A 16,542-nucleotide genomic window follows, 5' to 3' on the forward strand; every position below is an offset into this window, starting at 1 on the left:
GGCCCGGGCAGTGCGTCCGGGCCGGCCCCTCCGTCGTGCTCCCGAGCCGGCGCCTAGCCGGTGACCTCGACCGCCGCCAGGTTCTTCTTGCCGCGGCGCAGCACCAGCCAGCGCCCGTGCAGCAGGTCCTCCTTGGCGGGGACCGCGTCCTCGGAGGCGACCTTCACGTTGTTCACGTAGGCGCCGCCCTCCTTGACGGTCCGGCGGGCGGCCGACTTGCTCGCCACCAGTCCCGTCTCCGCCAGCAGGTCGACGACCAGGCCCGGCTCCGCCACCTTCGCGTGCGGCAGCTCGGACAGGGCCGCGGCCAGGGTGGCCTCGTCCAGGTCCGCCAGCTCGCCCTGGCCGAACAGCGCCTTGGACGCCGCGATCACGGCGGCGCACTGGTCCGCGCCGTGCACCAGCGTGGTCAGCTCCTCCGCCAGCGCCCGCTGGGCGGCGCGCGCCTGCGGCCGCTCGGCGGTCTGCGCCTCCAGCGCCTCCAGCTCCTCGGGGGTCTGGAAGGACAGGATGCGCATGTAGGTGGAGACGTCCCGGTCGTCCACGTTCAGCCAGAACTGGTAGAACGCGTACGGGGTGGTCATCTCCGGGTCGAGCCAGACGGCGCCGCTCTCGGACTTGCCGAACTTGGTGCCGTCCGCCTTGACCATCAGCGGGGTCGCGATGGCGTGGACGTGCGCGTCCGGCTCCACCCGGTGGATCAGGTCGAGACCGGCCGTCAGGTTCCCCCACTGGTCGGACCCGCCCTGCTGGAGCACGCAGCCGTGCCGGCGGTACAGCTCCAGGAAGTCCATGCCCTGGAGCAGCTGGTAGCTGAACTCCGTGTAGCTGATGCCCTGGTCGGACTCCAGCCGCTTGGCGACCGAGTCCTTCGTCAGCATCTTGTTCACGCGGAAGTGCTTGCCGATGTCCCGGAGGAACTCGATGGCGGACAGGCCCGCCGTCCAGTCCAGGTTGTTCACCATGAGCGCCGCGTTCTCGCCCTCGAAGGACAGGAACGGCTCGATCTGGGTACGCAGGCGCGTCACCCAGTTCGCGACGGTCTCCGGGTCGTTCAGGGTGCGCTCGGCGGTCGGCCGCGGGTCACCGATCTGACCCGTGGCCCCGCCGACCAGCGCCAGCGGGCGGTGGCCCGCCTGCTGGAGCCGGCGCACGGTGAGGACCTGCACCAGGTGACCCACGTGCAGCGAGGCCGCCGTCGGGTCGAAGCCGCAATAGAACGTGACGGGACCGTCCGCGAACGCCTTGCGCAGCGCTTCTTCGTCGGTGGACTGGGCGAAGAGCCCGCGCCACTTCAGTTCGTCGACGATGTCCGTCACGGTTCTGGGTCTCCTTGAACGAGATGAAACGAGGTGAAACAGAAAGCTGAGGGTTTCCCCGCCAGTCTAGGCGGGGAAGGCCGACACCTCTCACGCTTTGTTGATCAGACGCCGTTGATCAGACTCCGTTGATCAGACGCCCTTGCTGACCGAGCTCATGTTGAAGTCCGGGATGCGCAGCGCCGGCATCGAGGTCCTGGTGAACCAGTCGTTCCATTCGCGCGGCAGGGTCTTCTCGGACCGGCCGGCCTCCGAGGCCCGCGACAGCAGGTCCACGGGGGACTCGTTGAACCGGAAGTTGTTGACCTCGCCGACGACCTGGCCGCCCTCCACCAGGTAGACGCCGTCCCGGGTCAGCCCGGTGAGCAGCAGCGTCGCCGGGTCCACCTCGCGGATGTACCAGAGGCAGGTCAGCAGCAGCCCGCGCTCGGTGGCGGCCACCATCTCCTCCAGGGACTTCTCCCCGCCGGCGTCCAGGATCAGGTTCCCGAAGGAGGGGGAGACCGGCAGCCCGGTCAGGTCCGCGGTGTGGCGGGTCGTGGTCAGCCGGGCCAGCTCGCCGTCCGTGATCCAGTCGGTCGCCGGGACCGGCAGGCCGTTGTCGAAGACGGAGGCGTCGTCGCCGGAGCTGTGCGCGATCACGAACGGCGCGGACTCCAGGCCCGGCGCGTTCGGATCGCTGCGCAGGTTCAGCGGCAGCGGGGAGAGCCGCTCGCCGATCCGGGTGCCGCCGCCGGGCTTGGAGAAGACGGTCCGGCCCTCCACCGCGTCCCGGGCCGACGCCGACCACATCTGGTAGATCAGCAGGTCGGCCACCGCAGTGGGCGGCAGCAGCGTCTCGTACCGCCCGGCCGGCAGGTCGATCTTCCGCTCCGCCCAGCCGAGCCGTACGGCCAGCTCCGCGTCCAGGGCGGTCGGATCCACGTCCTTGAAGTCCCGCGTCGCACGGCCCGCCCAGGCCGAGCGCTGCCGGTCCGGGGACTTCGCGTTGAGCTCCAGGGTGCCGTTGGGCTGGTCGTGGCGCAGGCGCAGCCCCGTAGAGGTGCCGACGTACGTGGAGACCAGCTCGTGGTTGGCGAACCCGTACAGCTCGCGGCCGCCCGCGCGGGCCCGGGCGAAGGCCTCGCCGAGGGCCGGGGCGAAGTCCGCGAACACCGCCGAGGAGGTCTCGGCCGGGGCGTCGGCGAAGTCCGGCGAGGACGGGGTGCCGGTGACCAGCGGCCGGGCGTCCTCCGCCGGTCCGGCGCCGCGGGCGGCCGCCTCGGCGGCCCGGACCAGCGGCTCCAGCTCCGCGGCCGTGACGGCGGAGCGCGAGACGACCCCCGAGGCCGTGCCCTCCTTGCCGTCGACGGTGGCGATGACCGTGAGGGTCCGGCCGCGGGTGACCCCGTTGGTGGTCAGGGCGTTGCCCGCCCAGCGCAGGTTCGCGCTCGACTGCTCGTCGGCGATGACGACGCAGCCGTCCGCGGTGGACAGCTCCAGCGCCCGCTCGACGATCTCGTGGGGCTTGGTGGTGCGACTCGACGAGGTCATCGTCCGGCCTCCTGCGTGGTGTTCAAGATGTTCACGTCGCGGAACAGCGCGGACGGGCAGCCGTGCGAGACCGCCGCGACCTGGCCCGGCTGGGCCTTGCCGCAGTTGAAGGCGCCGCCCAGGACGTAGGTCTGCGGACCGCCGACCTTCTCCATCGAGCCCCAGAACTCCGTGGTCGTGGCCTGGTAGGCGACGTCGCGGAGCTGACCGGTGAGCTTGCCGTTCTCGATGCGGAAGAAGCGCTGCCCGGTGAACTGGAAGTTGTAGCGCTGCATGTCGATGGACCAGGAGCGGTCGCCGACCACGTAGATCCCGCGCTCCACCCCGCCGATCAGGTCCTCGGTGGAGAGGCCGCCCGGATCCGGCTGGAGCGAGACGTTCGCCATGCGCTGGACGGGCACGTGCCCGGGGGAGTCGGCGTAGGCACAGCCGTTGGAGCGGCCGAGCCCGGTCAGCTTCGCGATCCGCCGGTCCGTCTGGTAGCCGGCCAGGGTGCCGTCCTTGACCAGGTCCCAGCTCTGCGCCTCGACGCCCTCGTCGTCGTACCCGATGGTGGCCAGTCCGTGCTCGGCCGTCCGGTCGCCCGTGACGTTCATGATCGGGGAGCCGTAGGCGAGCTTGCCCAGCTGGTCGAAGGTGGCGAAGGAGGTACCGGCGTACGCCGCCTCGTAGCCCAGCGCCCGGTCCAGCTCGGTGGCGTGGCCGATGGACTCGTGGATGGTGAGCCACAGGTTCGAGGGGTCCACGACCAGGTCGTAGCGCCCGGCCTCGACGCTCGGCGCCCGCATCTTCTCGGCGAGCAGCCCGGGGATCGCCTCCAGCTCGGCGTTCCAGTCCCAGCCGGTGCCGGTCAGGTACTCCCAGCCGCGCCCGGCCGGCGGGGCGATGGTGCGCATCGAGTCGAACTCGCCGGTGGCGGCGTTCACGGCGACGGCGGTGAGGTGCGGGTGGATGCGGACCCGCTGCTGGGTGGTGGAGGTGCCCGCGGTGTCGGCGTAGAACTTGTTCTCGTGGACGGCGAGCAGCGAGGCGTCCACGTGGGCCACCCCGTCGGCCGCCAGGAGGCGCGCGCTGAAGTCGGCGAGCAGCGCGGCCTTCTCCGCGTCCGGCACCTCGAAGGGGTTGACGTCGTAGGCGGAGATCCAGGTCTTGTCGGCGTGCACCGGCTCGTCGGCGAGCTCGACCCGCTCGTCCGATCCGGCCGCCTTGATCACCTTGGCGGAGAGCTTCGCCATGGCCACGGCCTGCGAGGCCACCTTGGCGGCGGCGTCCATGGTCAGGTCCACACCGGAGGCGAACCCCCAGCTGCCCCCGTGCACCACGCGGACCGCGAAGCCGAGGTCCGTGGTGTCGGACCCGCCGGAGGGCTTGGCGTCACGCAGCCGCCAGGAGGCGCTGCGGATGCGTTCCAGGCGGAAATCGGCATGATCGGCGCCCAGCGCGCGGGCCCGCGCGAGCGCCGCGTCGGCGAGCGCCCGCAAGGGCAGCGCGGTGAAGGCCGCGTCGATGGAATGGGGCACGGAGGTCCTCCCGGGGGTTGGGGCAGCAGGCACGATCATGTCGCGCCGGGGCTCGCGGTGCCTACATCTTTCTGTAGGGACTCGACAGAGCGCGTACCGAGGCCCTGTCGGAGCCGGATTCTCCGTAAGGGGTACTTGACCTATAGGTTTTTGGTATTCAGACCGCTAGTCGAAAGGGTGATCCGTTGAGCCGCTCGGTTCTCGTCACCGGAGGTAACCGGGGCATCGGCCTCGCCATCGCCCGAGCCTTCGCGGAAGCGGGGGACAAGGTCGCGATCACGTACCGGTCGGGCGAGCCCCCGGCGGAGCTCACGGCCCTGGGCGTGCTGGCGGTCCGCTGCGACATCACGGACTCCGACCAGGTCGACCAGGCGTACAAGCAGGTCGAGGACGCGCACGGCGCGGTCGAGGTCCTCGTGGCCAATGCCGGCATCACCAAGGACACGCTGCTGATGCGCATGTCCGAGGACGATTTCGCCTCGGTCGTCGACACCAACCTCACCGGCACCTTCCGCGTGGTCAAGCGCGCGAACCGCGGCATGCTCCGCGCCAAGAAGGGCCGCGTCGTCCTGATCTCCTCGGTCGTCGGCCTCCTCGGCTCGGCCGGACAGGCCAACTACGCCGCCTCCAAGGCGGCGCTGGTCGGCTTCGCCCGCTCCCTCGCCCGTGAGCTGGGCTCCCGCAACATCACCTTCAACGTCGTCGCTCCCGGCTTCGTGGACACCGACATGACGAAGGTGCTTAACGAGGAGCAGCGGGCCGGCATCGTCGGCCAGGTGCCCCTGGGCCGCTACGCGCAGCCCGAGGAGATCGCGGCCGCGGTCAGCTTCCTGGCGTCCGACAACGCCGCGTACATCACTGGTGCCGTCATTCCCGTTGACGGCGGATTGGGCATGGGTCACTGATCACCATGAGCGGAATTCTCGACGGCAAGCGCATCCTCGTCTCCGGGGTGCTGATGGAGTCCTCCATCGCCTTCCACGTCGCCAAGCTGGCCCAGGAGCAGGGCGCCGAGGTCATCCTCACCGCGTTCCCGCGTCCGACGCTGACCGAGCGCATCGCCAAGAAGCTGCCCAAGCCGGTCAAGGTGATCGAGCTCGACGTCACCAACGACGAGCACCTGGCCCGCCTGGAGGGCCTCGTCCGCGCGGAGCTCGGCGGCCTCGACGGCGTCGTCCACTCCATCGGCTTCGCGCCGCAGGACGCGCTCGGCGGCAACTTCCTGAACACGCCGTTCGAGTCGGTCGCCACCGCCATGCACGTCTCGGCGTTCTCGCTGAAGTCGCTGACCATGGCCTGCAAGCCGCTCTTCCCGGAGAACGAGGGCGGCTCGGTCGTCGGCCTGACCTTCGACGCGCAGTTCGCCTGGCCGCAGTACGACTGGATGGGCCCGGCCAAGGCCGCGCTGGAGGCCACCAGCCGCTACCTCGCCCGCGACCTGGGCAAGGAGAAGGTCCGCTGCAACCTGATCTCGGCCGGTCCGCTCGGTTCGATGGCCGCGAAGTCCATCCCCGGCTTCTCCGAGCTGGCGGACGTCTGGAACCACCGCTCCCCGATGGACTGGGACATGTCGGACCCGGAGCCGGCGGGCAAGGGCGTCGTCGCCCTGCTGTCGGACTGGTTCCCGAAGACCACGGGCGAGATCATCCACGTCGACGGCGGTCTGCACGCGATGGGTGCCTGACCTTCCCGCTCTCCCCGGTCTGCTGATCCGGGGGCGGCCCGTTCCATCCGTACGGCGGCGGCCGCGTCTTCCCTTCCGGGAGGCGCGGCCGCCGCCGTTTTGGCGCGCGGGGTGGGGACCGTAGGGGGTGACTCGATCAGATGTCCGCCCCCGGGCCGGATCTTCCCGAGTCGAGAATCGGGACATTTGCCTGCAAACTGGGCCCGTCGGGATCTTCCCGGCTGCTACGGGGAGGAGGTACGGGAGTGCGCGCGAGGCGGAGCCGAGCGGTATCCCTGCTGGTCACCTCGGTGGTCCTGACCGGATTCCTGCTCCCGGGAGCCGTCGCGCAGGACGAGGGGCCCGCACCGGCGCCCGGTACGGACGTCCAGGCCCCGGCCGTGGTCGACCTGGCCCAGATCCCCGCCGAACCGCCCGTACAGCCCGCGAAGCCCGCCGCCCGGGAGCTCTTCGGGGCCGACTGCGACACCGAGATCAACGGTTCGCAGGTGCTCGCGTTCTGCCACAACGCCTATCCCCAGACCGACCTTGTCCGCCTGCACGTGGAGTGCGACCGCTGGTGGGACGTGGACGGGGACGGCGCCGCCGTGGCCGTCGGCCCGGCGGGCCGGGTGGAGCTCTCCGGCCGCTGCTGGAAGGAAGTCCGCTCCGCCTGGGTCAGCCACCAGCGGCAGTGACCCCCACAGGACGCGGCCCCTCCTCGGCCAGGCAGACGAACGGATAGCCGGCCGCCTCCGAGGCCGCCGCGTCCCCGTCCCCGCGCCGGATCGCCTCGATCAGCCGGGCGTGGTCCAGGTGCGAGGCGGGATCGAGCTCCGTCCCCACGTCGGTGCGCAGCCAGTCGGCCACCAAGTCGCCGAGGTCCGCGTACAGCTCGATGAGCACGTCGTTGTGCGAGGCCGCCACCACCGCCATGTGCAGGGCCACGTCCGCCGCGATGAACGGCTCCGCGTCCCCGCCCGCCCACGCCTCCTCGCGCCGCGCCAGCAGCGCGTCCAGCTGTACGAGGTCCCGCGCCGTCCGCCGCTCCGCCGCGAGACGGGCCGCCGAGGACTCCAGCGTCGAGCGCAGCTCCGCGATGTGCCGGGGATCGGCGCCGGCGAAGCGGCGGTGCATGACCCCGGCCAGCTCGCTGGTGGCGATGACGTACGTCCCCGAGCCCTGGCGGATGTCGAGGAGGCCGTTGTGCGCGAGGGCCCGGACGGCCTCCCGCACGGTGTTGCGGGCGACGCCCATCAGCTCCACGAGCTCCGGCTCGGTGGGGATGCGGGAGCCCACGGGCCATTCGCCGGTGGTGATCTGGTTCCTGAGCTGGGCGATCACCTGGTCGACGAGCGCGGATCGCCGGGGCGAGGTCAGCGGCATGCGGTCGGGGTTCCTCTCGGGACGGGCGCGGTGCGGGCGACGGGAACGATACGAGTGGCGGGCACGATACGGCTGCGGGGTGGACAACCAATCATCCCATGATTCTATGATGGTTGAATGTCCGACGAAGAAATCCAGACCCTGAACCGGCCCCCGGCCGCGCGCACGGCCTCCCCGCAGCCCCTTACCGCCCCCGCCGCCACCCCGCAGCCGGCGTGGCTCGGACCCGTGCTCCTCGTCGGCATCGTGCTGGCCGCCCTCAACCTGCGGCCCGCCATCACCAGCCTCGGCGCCCTGTTCGAGGAGACCCGCGAGGGCCTCGGCATGAGCGGGACGGTCGCCGGACTGATCACCTCCGTACCCGCCCTCTGCTTCGCCGTCTTCGGCGTCACCGCGCCCCGGCTCTCCCGCCGCTTCGGCCCGGCCGCCGTCGTCTGCGCCGGCATGGCCGCCGTCGCCGCGGGCCTGCTGATCCGGCCCTTCGCGACCAACGCCGCCGGATTCCTCGCGGCCAGCGCCCTGACCCTGGCGGGCATAGCCCTGACCAACGTGCTCCTGCCGGTGATCGTCAAGCGCTGGTTCCCCGACCGGGTCGGCACCATGACGGGGCTCTACTCCATGGCCCTGGCCGCCGGCACCTCGCTCGCCGCGGCGGCGACGGTCCCGATGACCCAGGCCCTCGGCGGCAGCTGGCGCACCGGCCTGCTGGTGTGGGGCTTCCTCGCCCTGGCGGCCGTCCTGCCCTGGCTGGCCATCGGCGCGGCGGCCCGCAAGGAGAAGGCCGCGGCCGCAGGCGTACCGGCCGCTCGCCCCGACGCCGGGCCGGGCGTGATGCGCAGCCGCACCGCGTGGGCCCTCGCCTGCTACTTCGGACTCCAGGCCACGGGCGCGTACATCACCATGGGCTGGCTCCCGCAGATCTTCCGCGACGCAGGGGTCTCCGCCTCCACGGCGGGCGTCCTGCTCGCCGTCACCATGGTCATGGGCGTGCCGCTCGCCTTCGTCATCCCGGGCCTCGCCGGCCGGATGAAGAACCAGGGCCCCATCGCCGTCGCACTCGGCCTCTTCGGCCTCGTGGGCTACCTGGGGCTCTACTTCGCCCCCGCCGGCGGCGCCTGGGCCTGGGCCCTCCTGCTCGGCGTCTCCAACTGCGCCTTCCCGCTCGTCATCACCATGATCGGACTGCGAGCCAAGTCCCCGGCCGGCGTCGTCAAGCTGTCCGCCTTCGCCCAGAGCACCGGCTACCTCATCTCCATCCCCGGGCCGCTCCTCATCGGCACCCTCTACCAGCACACCGGGGGCTGGGACCTGCCCCTCGCCCTGATGGCCGGTCTGCTCGTCCCGCAGATCGCGCTCGGCGTGCTGGCGGGCCGGGACCGCACGATCGAGGACGAATGCGGCATGCGAGACTGATCGGCATGTCGCCCGTACTTGAACCGAACCCCCAGAACGGCCACCGGAAGCTCGGCCTCGTGCTGGGCGCGATGCTGCTGGTCACCGTGATCATCGCCGTCCTCGCCACCCTCGCCTCGCCGTAAGGGGTGGGGTTAACCCCCCAACCCCTAGGGGGTCAGGCTCAGGGACATCTGGGGTGCGTCCCGGATGGGAACCGCCTGCTCGAATCCTTAGATTCGAAGAGCAAGAGCGAGCCCGCCCGACGCACCCCACGGAGGCGGCCATGTCGGCCCCCACACACCTGGCCCCCGGCCACCCGTCCGCTCCCCGCGCCGCCGGGGCCGACGCCCGGCTGCCCTGGTGGGCGCTCGCCCTGCCCGCCCTCGCCTTCGGCCTCCTGCTCATACTCCTCGCGGGATCCGGCCAGGCCCACGCCGCCTCCGGCGAAGGCTCCGCGCTCGTCCAGGTCACCGAACGGCTGCTGAGCGCCGTCGGCTGACGGGCCGCCAGCCACCCGGAGCCCACCCGCGCGGCCGCGAGCCGGGGGACACCCGCTACCTGCCACACCTGCGGGGGGACCGCCTCAACACCCTGCGCCCCGTGGCTCGATTCATGCGAAGCTGGGAGCCATGAGCGCCGACACACCCCGCAGGATCGTCCTCCTCCGGCACGCCAAGGCCGAATGGTCGGACGGCACGGACCACGACCGCCCCCTGGCAGAGCGCGGCCGTCACGACGCCCCGGCCGCGGGCCAGAAACTGGCTCAGACCGGCATCACCTTCGACCTGGCCCTCTGCTCCAGCGCGGCCCGCACCAGGGAGACCTGGAAGCTGGCCGTCCAGGAGCTGCCGCACCGGCCGAAGACCACGTACGAGGAACGGCTCTACGAGGCCTCGCTGGGCGAGCTCATCGCCCTGGTCAACGAGACCTCCGACGACGTGAAGAACCTCTTGGTCATCGGCCACAACCCCGGTATGCAGGCGGTGGCCGACGCCCTCGCGGGCAGTGCGCAGGGCGAGGTGCTCGCCCGGATGAACCGCAGCGGCTTCCCGACCTCCGGGCTCGCCGTCGTCTCCTTCACCGGCTCCTGGAAGTCCGTGGAACACGGCGTGGGCACCCTGCTGGACTTCTGGACCCCGCACAGCTGACACGCACGCCCCGACGACTGCGCCGACGCAGCGGGCCCCGGCACTTCGACAGTGCCGGGGCCCGCTCCGTCGTAGGGAGCCGGAGGTCTTCGTCACGCCAGGTCGGCGGCCTCGACCTCTTCGCGGGTGATCCCGAGGAGGTAGAGCACGGCGTCCAGGAAAGGCACGTTCACCGCGGTGTGCGCGGCCTGGCGGACCACCGGCTTGGCACAGAAAGCCACGCCGAGCCCGGCAGCGTTCAGCATGTCCAGATCGTTGGCGCCGTCACCGATGGCCACCGTCTGGGCCAGCGGTACGCCGGCCTCCGCGGCGAAGCGGCGCAGCAGCCGGGCCTTGCCGGCCCGGTCCACGATCTCGCCCGTGACCTTGCCCGTCAGCTTCCCGTCGACGATCTCCAGGGTGTTGGCGGAGGCGAAGTCCAGCCCGAGCCGTTCCCGCAGATCGTCCGTCACCTGCGTGAACCCGCCGGAGACCACGCCCACCTGGTACCCGAGGCGCTTGAGGGTGCGGATCAGCGTCCGGGCGCCCGGGGTGAGGCGCACCTCGGAGCGGACCTTGTCCACCACGGAGGCGTCCAGCCCGGCCAGCAGCGCGACCCGGGCGTGCAGCGACTGCTCGAAGTCCAGTTCCCCGCGCATGGCCCGCTCGGTCACCTCGGCGACCTCGGCCTCACAGCCGGCGTGGGCGGCGAAGAGCTCGATGACCTCGTCCTGGATCAGGGTCGAGTCCACGTCCATGACGACGAGGCGCTGGGCCCGCCGGTGCAGCCCGGCCGAGACCACGGCCACGTCGACGCCGATCTGCGCGGCGGCGGTTGCCAGCGCGGTGCGCAGCGGCTCGGTCGCGGTGCCGGAGACGGCGAACTCCACGGCCGTCACCGGATACTTCGCGAGCCGGAAGATGCGGTCGATGTTGCCGCCGGTCGCGGTGATCCGCGCGGCGATGGCGGCCGTGGACTCGGCGGTGAGCGGATGCCCGAGCACGGTGACGTGCGAACGGCCACTGCCGCGCGGCCGGTTGTCACCGGTGCCGGAGAGGATCTCGGCCTGCAGTTTGAGGGACTCGGCCCAGCTGTGGACGGTGGCCCGCAGCTCGCCCTCGGTGCCGGCGGTCGGATGGGTGACGAGGGCGCACAGGACGATGCGGCCTCGGGTGACGACCTGCTCGATGTCGACGACGTCGACGGAGTAGGCGGCGAGGGTGTCGAACAGCCCGGCGGTGATCCCGGGACGGTCCTTGCCGAAGATCTTGACGAGGAGGGTGGGGACGTCGGAGGTCTGCGAAGCGCTCATGGTGCCTTCACCGTATCTCCCCGGCCTGTGAGCGCGGAGCCCCGTCCCACCTGGCGGAACCGTTTCGCTCCGTACGGACGTGCGGGGGCCACACGGTGGACGTGTGGAGTTCGTGCGGTGGCCATGGGCGGGCCCTGGAGCGGGCGCGTGGAGATCCGGCGACGGAGGGCGACGAACGGCCGGAGACCACGCGCGGGACGGAGGGCGAGGGCCGGGCGCGAGCCCGCCCGACGGGACGAAGCGATGCTCCGGCCCGGCCGGAGGGATGGCGGAGCGTCCCGAAACGCACCTTCCGGGGGGCTTTCGACCCCCTCGGCCGGGCTCTGCGGGCGCCGCCACGTGGCCCGGATTCCCCTTGTGGCCGTGCGCCTGAAATAGTTCCCCCGGATGTTCGCCATCCCTAGACTCCCTGACGTCATGGGGGATTCTCGGGGGACTTAAGTGGGGCTGGAGTGCCGGAACTCGTACTGGAATTGAATGGAAGGACCTGGACGCTCGATCCGTCCAGGTCGTACTCGCTGGGGCGCGATCCCCAGGGAGACGTGGTGATCGATGACGCCCGAGTGTCGTGGCGGCACGCCACCATCGCCTGGAACGGGCGAGGTTGGGGAATCGAGGACCACGGCAGCACCAACGGCACGTACGTGCACGGGGCGAGGGTCCAGCAGGCCGAGCTGGTACCCGGAACGCCGGTGCACCTCGGCAACGCCACCGACGGACCGAGGCTGAATCCCGTCGCGGGTGCGGGCGCCGCCGCCCCGGCGCCGCAGCCGGCCGTGGCGCAGCAGTCGCCCGCCCAGGCTTACGCGCAGCAGCCGCAGGCCCAGCAGCAGGCACCGCAGCAGGCCCAGCAGCCCTGGGAGCAGCAGGTCCAGCAGGCCCCGCCGTTCCCGCAGCAGCAGGCCCAGCAGCCGCAGCAGCCCTTCCCGCAGCAGCAGCACCAGCCGGGCGGCGGCGGTACCCCGGGCTACGGAGACCACCGCAGCCCGACGACGTTCCACCAGCTCGCGCTGGGCCACGTCATGCGCATCGGCCGTGCGCTGGAGAACGAACTGGTGGTCTCCGACCTCCAGGTCTCCCGCCACCACGCGGAATTCCGCTCGATGCCGGGCGGCCGCTTCGAGATCCGCGACCTCGGCAGCCACAACGGCACCTACGTCAACGGTCAGCCGCTGGCGAAGTCGGGCACCGCGCTGCTCGGCCCGAACGACATCGTCGGCGTCGGCCACTCGACCTTCCGGATCGTCGGCGACCGCCTCGAGGAGTTCGTCGACACCGGTGACGTCTCCTTCTCGGCCCGCCACCTCACGGTCACGGTCGACGGCGGCAAGCAGATCCTCAAGGACGTCACCTTCGGCGTGCCCGAGAAGTCGCTGATCGGCGTCATCGGCCCCTCCGGCTCGGGCAAGTCGACGCTCCTCAAGGCGCTGACCGGCTACCGCCCGGCCAACCAGGGCGACGTCCTCTACGACAACCGCAACCTGTACAAGCAGTTCGCGGAGCTCCGCCAGCGCATCGGCCTGGTCCCGCAGGACGACATCCTGCACAAGGAGCTGAAGGTCAGCACCGCCCTCAAGTACGCGGCCAAGCTCCGCTTCCCGGGCGACACCGCCGAGTCCGAGCGCGCCGCCCGCATCAACGAGGTGCTGCGCGAGCTCAAGCTCGACATCCACAAGGACAAGAAGATCACCTCGCTCTCGGGCGGCCAGCGCAAGCGCGTGTCCGTGGCCCTGGAGCTGCTGACCAAGCCCTCGCTGATCTTCCTGGACGAGCCCACCTCGGGCCTCGACCCGGGCATGGACCGCGATGTCATGCAGCTGCTGCGCGGCCTCGCCGACGACGGCCGCACGGTCCTCGTCGTCACGCACTCGGTCGCCGAGCTGGCCATCTGCGACAAGCTGCTGGTCATGGCCCCGGGCGGCTCGGTCGCGTACTTCGGCCCGCCGGACGAGGCGCTGAACTTCTTCGGCTACTCCACCTGGGCCGACGTGTTCTCGGCCTTCGAGAGCTACCGCGACTACGACTGGGCCGGCCGCTGGAAGGGCTCGCAGCACTACCAGCTCTACGCCGCCGACATCGACGCGGTCGCCCCGCAGTCGGTACAGCCCGCCGTGCAGCAGACCCGGCCGCCGAAGCCGCAGGGCTGGGGCTCCCAGCTCTGGACGCTGATGCGCCGCTACATGTCGGTCATCGCGTCCGACAAGGGCTTCATCGGGCTGATGCTGATCCTCCCGGCGGTCCTCGGCGTGGTCTCCGTCGTCATCCCCGCGAAGTTCGGACTCGCGCCGCCCGTGGCGCCGTCCCGCTTCAACGGCGACGCCGGCACGATCATGCTGATCCTCGCGGTCGGCATGTGCTTCTCCGGCGCCGCGAACTCGGTCCGCGAGCTGATCAAGGAACGCGTGATCTACGAGCGCGAGCGCGCGACCGGCCTGTCCCGGTCGGCGTACCTCGCGTCGAAGGTGATCGTCCTCGGATTCATCACGGCCATCCAGGGCGTGATCATCTGCGCGATCGGCTTCTACCCGCGCGACCTGCCCGCCGAGGGTCTGCTGATGCCGCCGGCCGTGGAGATCTGCCTGTCGGTCATCGCGCTCGGCTTCACGTCCATGATGTTCGGCCTGGTGATCTCCTCGCTGGTGAAGACCGCCGAGAAGACCATGCCGCTGCTCGTCATGTTCGCGATCGTCCAGGTCGTCTTCACCGGCATCCTCTTCCAGGTCTACGACTCTCCGGGCCTGGAGCAGTTCGCCTGGCTGATGCCGTCCCGCTGGGCGATCGCCGCCGCCGGCACCACCCTGAACCTCGGCGTGCTCATGCCGCCGTGGGACCAGGACAACCCGACCAACACCGACCCGCTCTGGGACGCCACGGTCGGCCAGTGGAGCCTGAACATCACGATCCTGCTGCTCATCGGCGTCGCGTGCGGCTTCGCCGTGCAGCGCCTGCTCCGCCGCCACGAGCCCGAGGTGATGCGCGCCGGCAAGTGAGCCGGCGAGCAGGCACCAGGGCCGCGTAGGCGCGCGGGCACGCACGAAACGCCTCAGGGCGGCTCCGGAACACCGGGGCCGCCCTGAGGCGCATGGGGGGCTGGGGAGGACGCCAGAGGCCTAGTAGGCGCTGTTGACGTTGTCCATGGAGCCGTAGCGGTCGGCCGCGTAGTTGCAGGCCGCGACGATGTTGGCGACCGGGTCGTACTGGTCGAACTTGGTGCCCTTGACGTGGTACGTCTTGAAGGTCGGGGCGATGACCTGGAGCAGACCCTTGCTGGGGATGCCGTTCTGGGCGTTGATGTCCCAGTTGTTGATCGCCATCGGGTTACCGCTGGACTCGCGCATGATGTTCTTGTGGATCCCGGCGTAGGTGCCCGGAATGCCCTCCCGCTTCATGATGAAGAGGGCTTCCTTGATCCAGCCGTCCAGGTTGTTCGCGAAGACCGGCACGCGGTTCGCGGAACGGCTGGCGGCGGCCTTCTGCTCGCGGTCCTTCTTCGCGTCCGCCTCGGCCTTGGCCTTGGCGGCGTTGTCCTTGGCGGCCTGGGCGGCCTGGGCGGCCTTGGCGTCCTTCGCGACCTTGGCCTGCTGGTCCGCGACGACCTGCTGAACGGTGAGGTGCTGCTGCACGGCCTGCGCCTGCGCACCGTCGACGACCTTGGACCAGGCGACGGGAGCAGCGGCGACGGCCGTCTGCGTCTCGGCGGCGTCGGCCGGTACGAGGGAGAAGGCGAGGGCGGCGGCGCCCAGGGTGGCTACACCGGCGATGGAAAGCTTGTGCGCCTTCGTCATCGTCAGACGACGACTGTGGCCGGGAGTGCTGGTCTCGGTCATGCGTAGCAACCTCTTCGAATAGCGGGGGCCGCAGGAAAGCGCCTGCCGGATCCGAGATCCGCGGCGCTGTGCGGCGAGAGCAATTCTTAGCGGTGGCAAAAAGCTGTGGCAAAGGTGTGACGTACGATCCTGCTTAGTGGATCAGGTGCCGGAGCCGAGCCCCGAATTCAGCACCCGGAGCGCGTGAGCCAGCGCTAACAGCGCTCTTATTCGTCCACTAGGGAGCTTCGTAAGTGATGTGCGTCCTATGTGCGGGCTCACATCGGTCACGTATCAATCTCACCAGCAGTTGCGGCAGCAATCCACTCAGTGACCGTTCTCATCCTTGAGTAGCAGATGGACGTCCCCGAACTCGTGCCAAAGGCACAGATTCGCTACGGCTGAGGCATACCCGCGCCGTACGGCCTCCCGTCCGGCCACCGCCTCCAGCATCAGCAGGTGCGAGGCCCCGGGCTCGTGCAGCCCGGTCAGCAGACCGTCCACCACCCGCACCCCGCGCTCCGGCGTCACGACCAGCCCGGTCCAGCCCCCGGTGGCCCGCACCACCCCGTCCCCGTCGGCGACCGACTCCAGCGCCCGCACCGCCGTGGTCCCCACCCCGATCACCCTCCCGCCCGCCGCCCTCGCCGCGTTCACCAGCCGGGCCGTGGTCGCGGGCACCTCGTACCGCTCCGGGTACGGCGGCTCGTGCGCCTCCTGCGAGGCCACCCCCGTGTGCAGGGTCAGCGGGGCGAAGCGCACCCCCCCCGGCGCACCAGCTCCGCCACCAGCTCCGCCGTGAAGGGCCGGCCCGCGCTCGGCATCTCCGCCGAACCCGACCCGTCGGCCCGGGGCACCGCGAAGACCGTCTGGTACGCCGACAGCGGCTGGTCGCGCTCCGTATAGGCGTACCGGATCGGCCGCCCGTACGAGCGCAGCAGCGCCGGCGCCTCCTCCGGACGCCCCTGCGGCGGCGCGGGCCGCGCCCACCACAGCCGGTCCGCCCCCGGAGCCACCGGCCCCTCCAGCACGAGGCGCCACCCGCCCGGCAGCTCCACGACGGCCCCGGCGGGCCCCCCGGCCCGGGGCCGGGTCGTCCCCCGTGCGACCCGGTCCCGCTCCCGGAGCTCCACCGTCCAGCGGCCGTCCTCGCCGCGCGTGGAGAAGTGCACGACGAGCTCCTCGCCGCCGAGCCGTCCGTCCACGGCGGCCGGCAACGTCGCCGAGGTGTTCACCACCAGCACGTCCCCGGCATGCAGCAGCCCCGGCAGCTCCCGGAAGGCGTGCAGCGACACCTCCGAGGCGCCCCGCGAGACCAGCAGCCGCACCGAGTCCCGCCCGCGTCCCGGCCCCCGCTGCTCGGCGGGAACCCGGGCCGCAAGGCCCGGCGGAATGTCCCTTATATACAGTCCCTTCTCCCGTAGCCCCCGCTCCCCGCTCACCGCCCCGCCCCGTCCGCCCCGAGGACCCCCTCCACACC

The 16,542-nt window shown here is 71.2% G+C and carries 14 protein-coding genes and 1 pseudogene; 8 read left to right on the forward strand and 7 right to left on the reverse strand.

Annotation, left to right across the window (positions count from 1 at the left end):
• Nucleotides 1-53 precede the first annotated feature (53 nt).
• The 3 genes from tyrS to ACFVX6_RS35305 all read right to left on the reverse strand — a co-directional run bounded on the left by tyrS (nucleotide 54) and on the right by ACFVX6_RS35305 (nucleotide 4,372).
• The gene (tyrS, locus tag ACFVX6_RS35295; RefSeq protein ID WP_389698538.1) at nucleotides 54-1,319 is read right to left on the reverse strand and encodes a tyrosine--tRNA ligase; all 1,266 of its coding nucleotides are present in this window, start codon (nucleotides 1,317-1,319) and stop codon (nucleotides 54-56) included.
• Between the two features lie 132 nt (nucleotides 1,320-1,451).
• On the reverse strand, nucleotides 1,452-2,852 hold the full coding sequence (locus ACFVX6_RS35300) for a metallopeptidase TldD-related protein (protein WP_389698540.1): 1,401 nt from the start codon (nucleotides 2,850-2,852) through the stop codon (nucleotides 1,452-1,454).
• Nucleotides 2,849-4,372, reverse strand: coding sequence for a TldD/PmbA family protein (locus tag ACFVX6_RS35305; protein WP_389698542.1), 1,524 nt, complete (start codon nucleotides 4,370-4,372; stop codon nucleotides 2,849-2,851). The genes ACFVX6_RS35300 and ACFVX6_RS35305 overlap by 4 nt, the downstream gene beginning before the upstream one ends.
• 185 nt (nucleotides 4,373-4,557) lie before the next feature.
• Between ACFVX6_RS35305 and fabG the strand changes: the two genes are divergently transcribed.
• The 3 genes from fabG to ACFVX6_RS35320 all read left to right on the forward strand — a co-directional run bounded on the left by fabG (nucleotide 4,558) and on the right by ACFVX6_RS35320 (nucleotide 6,733).
• Nucleotides 4,558-5,277 carry a 3-oxoacyl-[acyl-carrier-protein] reductase gene (gene fabG, locus ACFVX6_RS35310; RefSeq protein ID WP_389698544.1) on the forward strand — a complete coding sequence of 240 codons (720 nt, stop codon included), beginning with the start codon at nucleotides 4,558-4,560 and terminating at the stop codon, nucleotides 5,275-5,277.
• 5 nt (nucleotides 5,278-5,282) lie between these two features.
• Nucleotides 5,283-6,056, forward strand: a complete 774-nt coding sequence (fabI, locus tag ACFVX6_RS35315; RefSeq protein ID WP_389698546.1) for an enoyl-ACP reductase FabI — start codon at nucleotides 5,283-5,285, stop codon at nucleotides 6,054-6,056.
• 245 nt (nucleotides 6,057-6,301) lie between these two features.
• Nucleotides 6,302-6,733, forward strand: a complete 432-nt coding sequence (locus tag ACFVX6_RS35320; RefSeq protein WP_389698548.1) for a hypothetical protein — start codon at nucleotides 6,302-6,304, stop codon at nucleotides 6,731-6,733.
• On the opposite strand, the gene ACFVX6_RS35325 is transcribed toward ACFVX6_RS35320, so the two are convergent.
• Complete coding sequence (locus tag ACFVX6_RS35325; RefSeq protein ID WP_389698550.1) at nucleotides 6,714-7,421, reverse strand: FadR/GntR family transcriptional regulator; 708 nt, start codon at nucleotides 7,419-7,421, stop codon at nucleotides 6,714-6,716. The two genes, ACFVX6_RS35320 and ACFVX6_RS35325, sit on opposite strands and share 20 nt — an antisense overlap.
• Nucleotides 7,422-7,538: 117 nt before the next feature.
• Here ACFVX6_RS35325 and ACFVX6_RS35330 point away from each other — a divergent pair, with 117 nt between their 5' ends.
• From ACFVX6_RS35330 to ACFVX6_RS35345, 4 genes are all read left to right on the forward strand, one after another.
• Nucleotides 7,539-8,834, forward strand: coding sequence for a CynX/NimT family MFS transporter (locus tag ACFVX6_RS35330; RefSeq protein ID WP_389698552.1), 1,296 nt, complete (start codon nucleotides 7,539-7,541; stop codon nucleotides 8,832-8,834).
• A gap of 5 nt (nucleotides 8,835-8,839) precedes the next feature.
• Complete coding sequence (locus ACFVX6_RS35335) at nucleotides 8,840-8,959, forward strand: SGM_5486 family transporter-associated protein (RefSeq protein WP_266958903.1); 120 nt, start codon at nucleotides 8,840-8,842, stop codon at nucleotides 8,957-8,959.
• A gap of 140 nt (nucleotides 8,960-9,099) precedes the next feature.
• Nucleotides 9,100-9,315, forward strand: coding sequence for a hypothetical protein (locus tag ACFVX6_RS35340; protein WP_266958905.1), 216 nt, complete (start codon nucleotides 9,100-9,102; stop codon nucleotides 9,313-9,315).
• A gap of 130 nt (nucleotides 9,316-9,445) precedes the next feature.
• Nucleotides 9,446-9,964 carry a SixA phosphatase family protein gene (locus ACFVX6_RS35345; RefSeq protein ID WP_389698554.1) on the forward strand — a complete coding sequence of 173 codons (519 nt, stop codon included), beginning with the start codon at nucleotides 9,446-9,448 and terminating at the stop codon, nucleotides 9,962-9,964.
• 92 nt (nucleotides 9,965-10,056) lie between these two features.
• Here the strand turns inward: ACFVX6_RS35345 and serB are convergent, their stop codons facing one another.
• Nucleotides 10,057-11,256 carry a phosphoserine phosphatase SerB gene (gene serB, locus ACFVX6_RS35350; protein ID WP_254387950.1) on the reverse strand — a complete coding sequence of 400 codons (1,200 nt, stop codon included), beginning with the start codon at nucleotides 11,254-11,256 and terminating at the stop codon, nucleotides 10,057-10,059.
• A 452-nt stretch (nucleotides 11,257-11,708) separates the two neighbouring features.
• Between serB and ACFVX6_RS35355 the strand changes: the two genes are divergently transcribed.
• On the forward strand, nucleotides 11,709-14,246 hold the full coding sequence (locus ACFVX6_RS35355; RefSeq protein WP_389698556.1) for an FHA domain-containing protein: 2,538 nt from the start codon (nucleotides 11,709-11,711) through the stop codon (nucleotides 14,244-14,246).
• A gap of 120 nt (nucleotides 14,247-14,366) precedes the next feature.
• Here ACFVX6_RS35355 and ACFVX6_RS35360 read toward each other — a convergent pair whose 3' ends face one another.
• Both ACFVX6_RS35360 and ACFVX6_RS35365 read right to left on the reverse strand, forming a co-directional pair.
• Entirely contained in the window at nucleotides 14,367-15,083 is a 717-nt protein-coding gene (locus ACFVX6_RS35360; RefSeq protein ID WP_389698558.1) for a transglycosylase SLT domain-containing protein, read from the reverse strand.
• Nucleotides 15,084-15,389: 306 nt separating this feature from the next.
• Nucleotides 15,390-16,504 (reverse strand): annotated as a pseudogene (locus ACFVX6_RS35365) (S-adenosylmethionine:tRNA ribosyltransferase-isomerase).
• Nucleotides 16,505-16,542 lie beyond the last annotated feature (38 nt).

The sequence above is a fragment of the Streptomyces sp. NPDC058289 genome (genome assembly GCF_042880975.1).
In the GTDB taxonomy this organism is placed as follows: Bacteria; Actinomycetota; Actinomycetes; order Streptomycetales; family Streptomycetaceae; genus Streptomyces; species Streptomyces stoeckheimensis.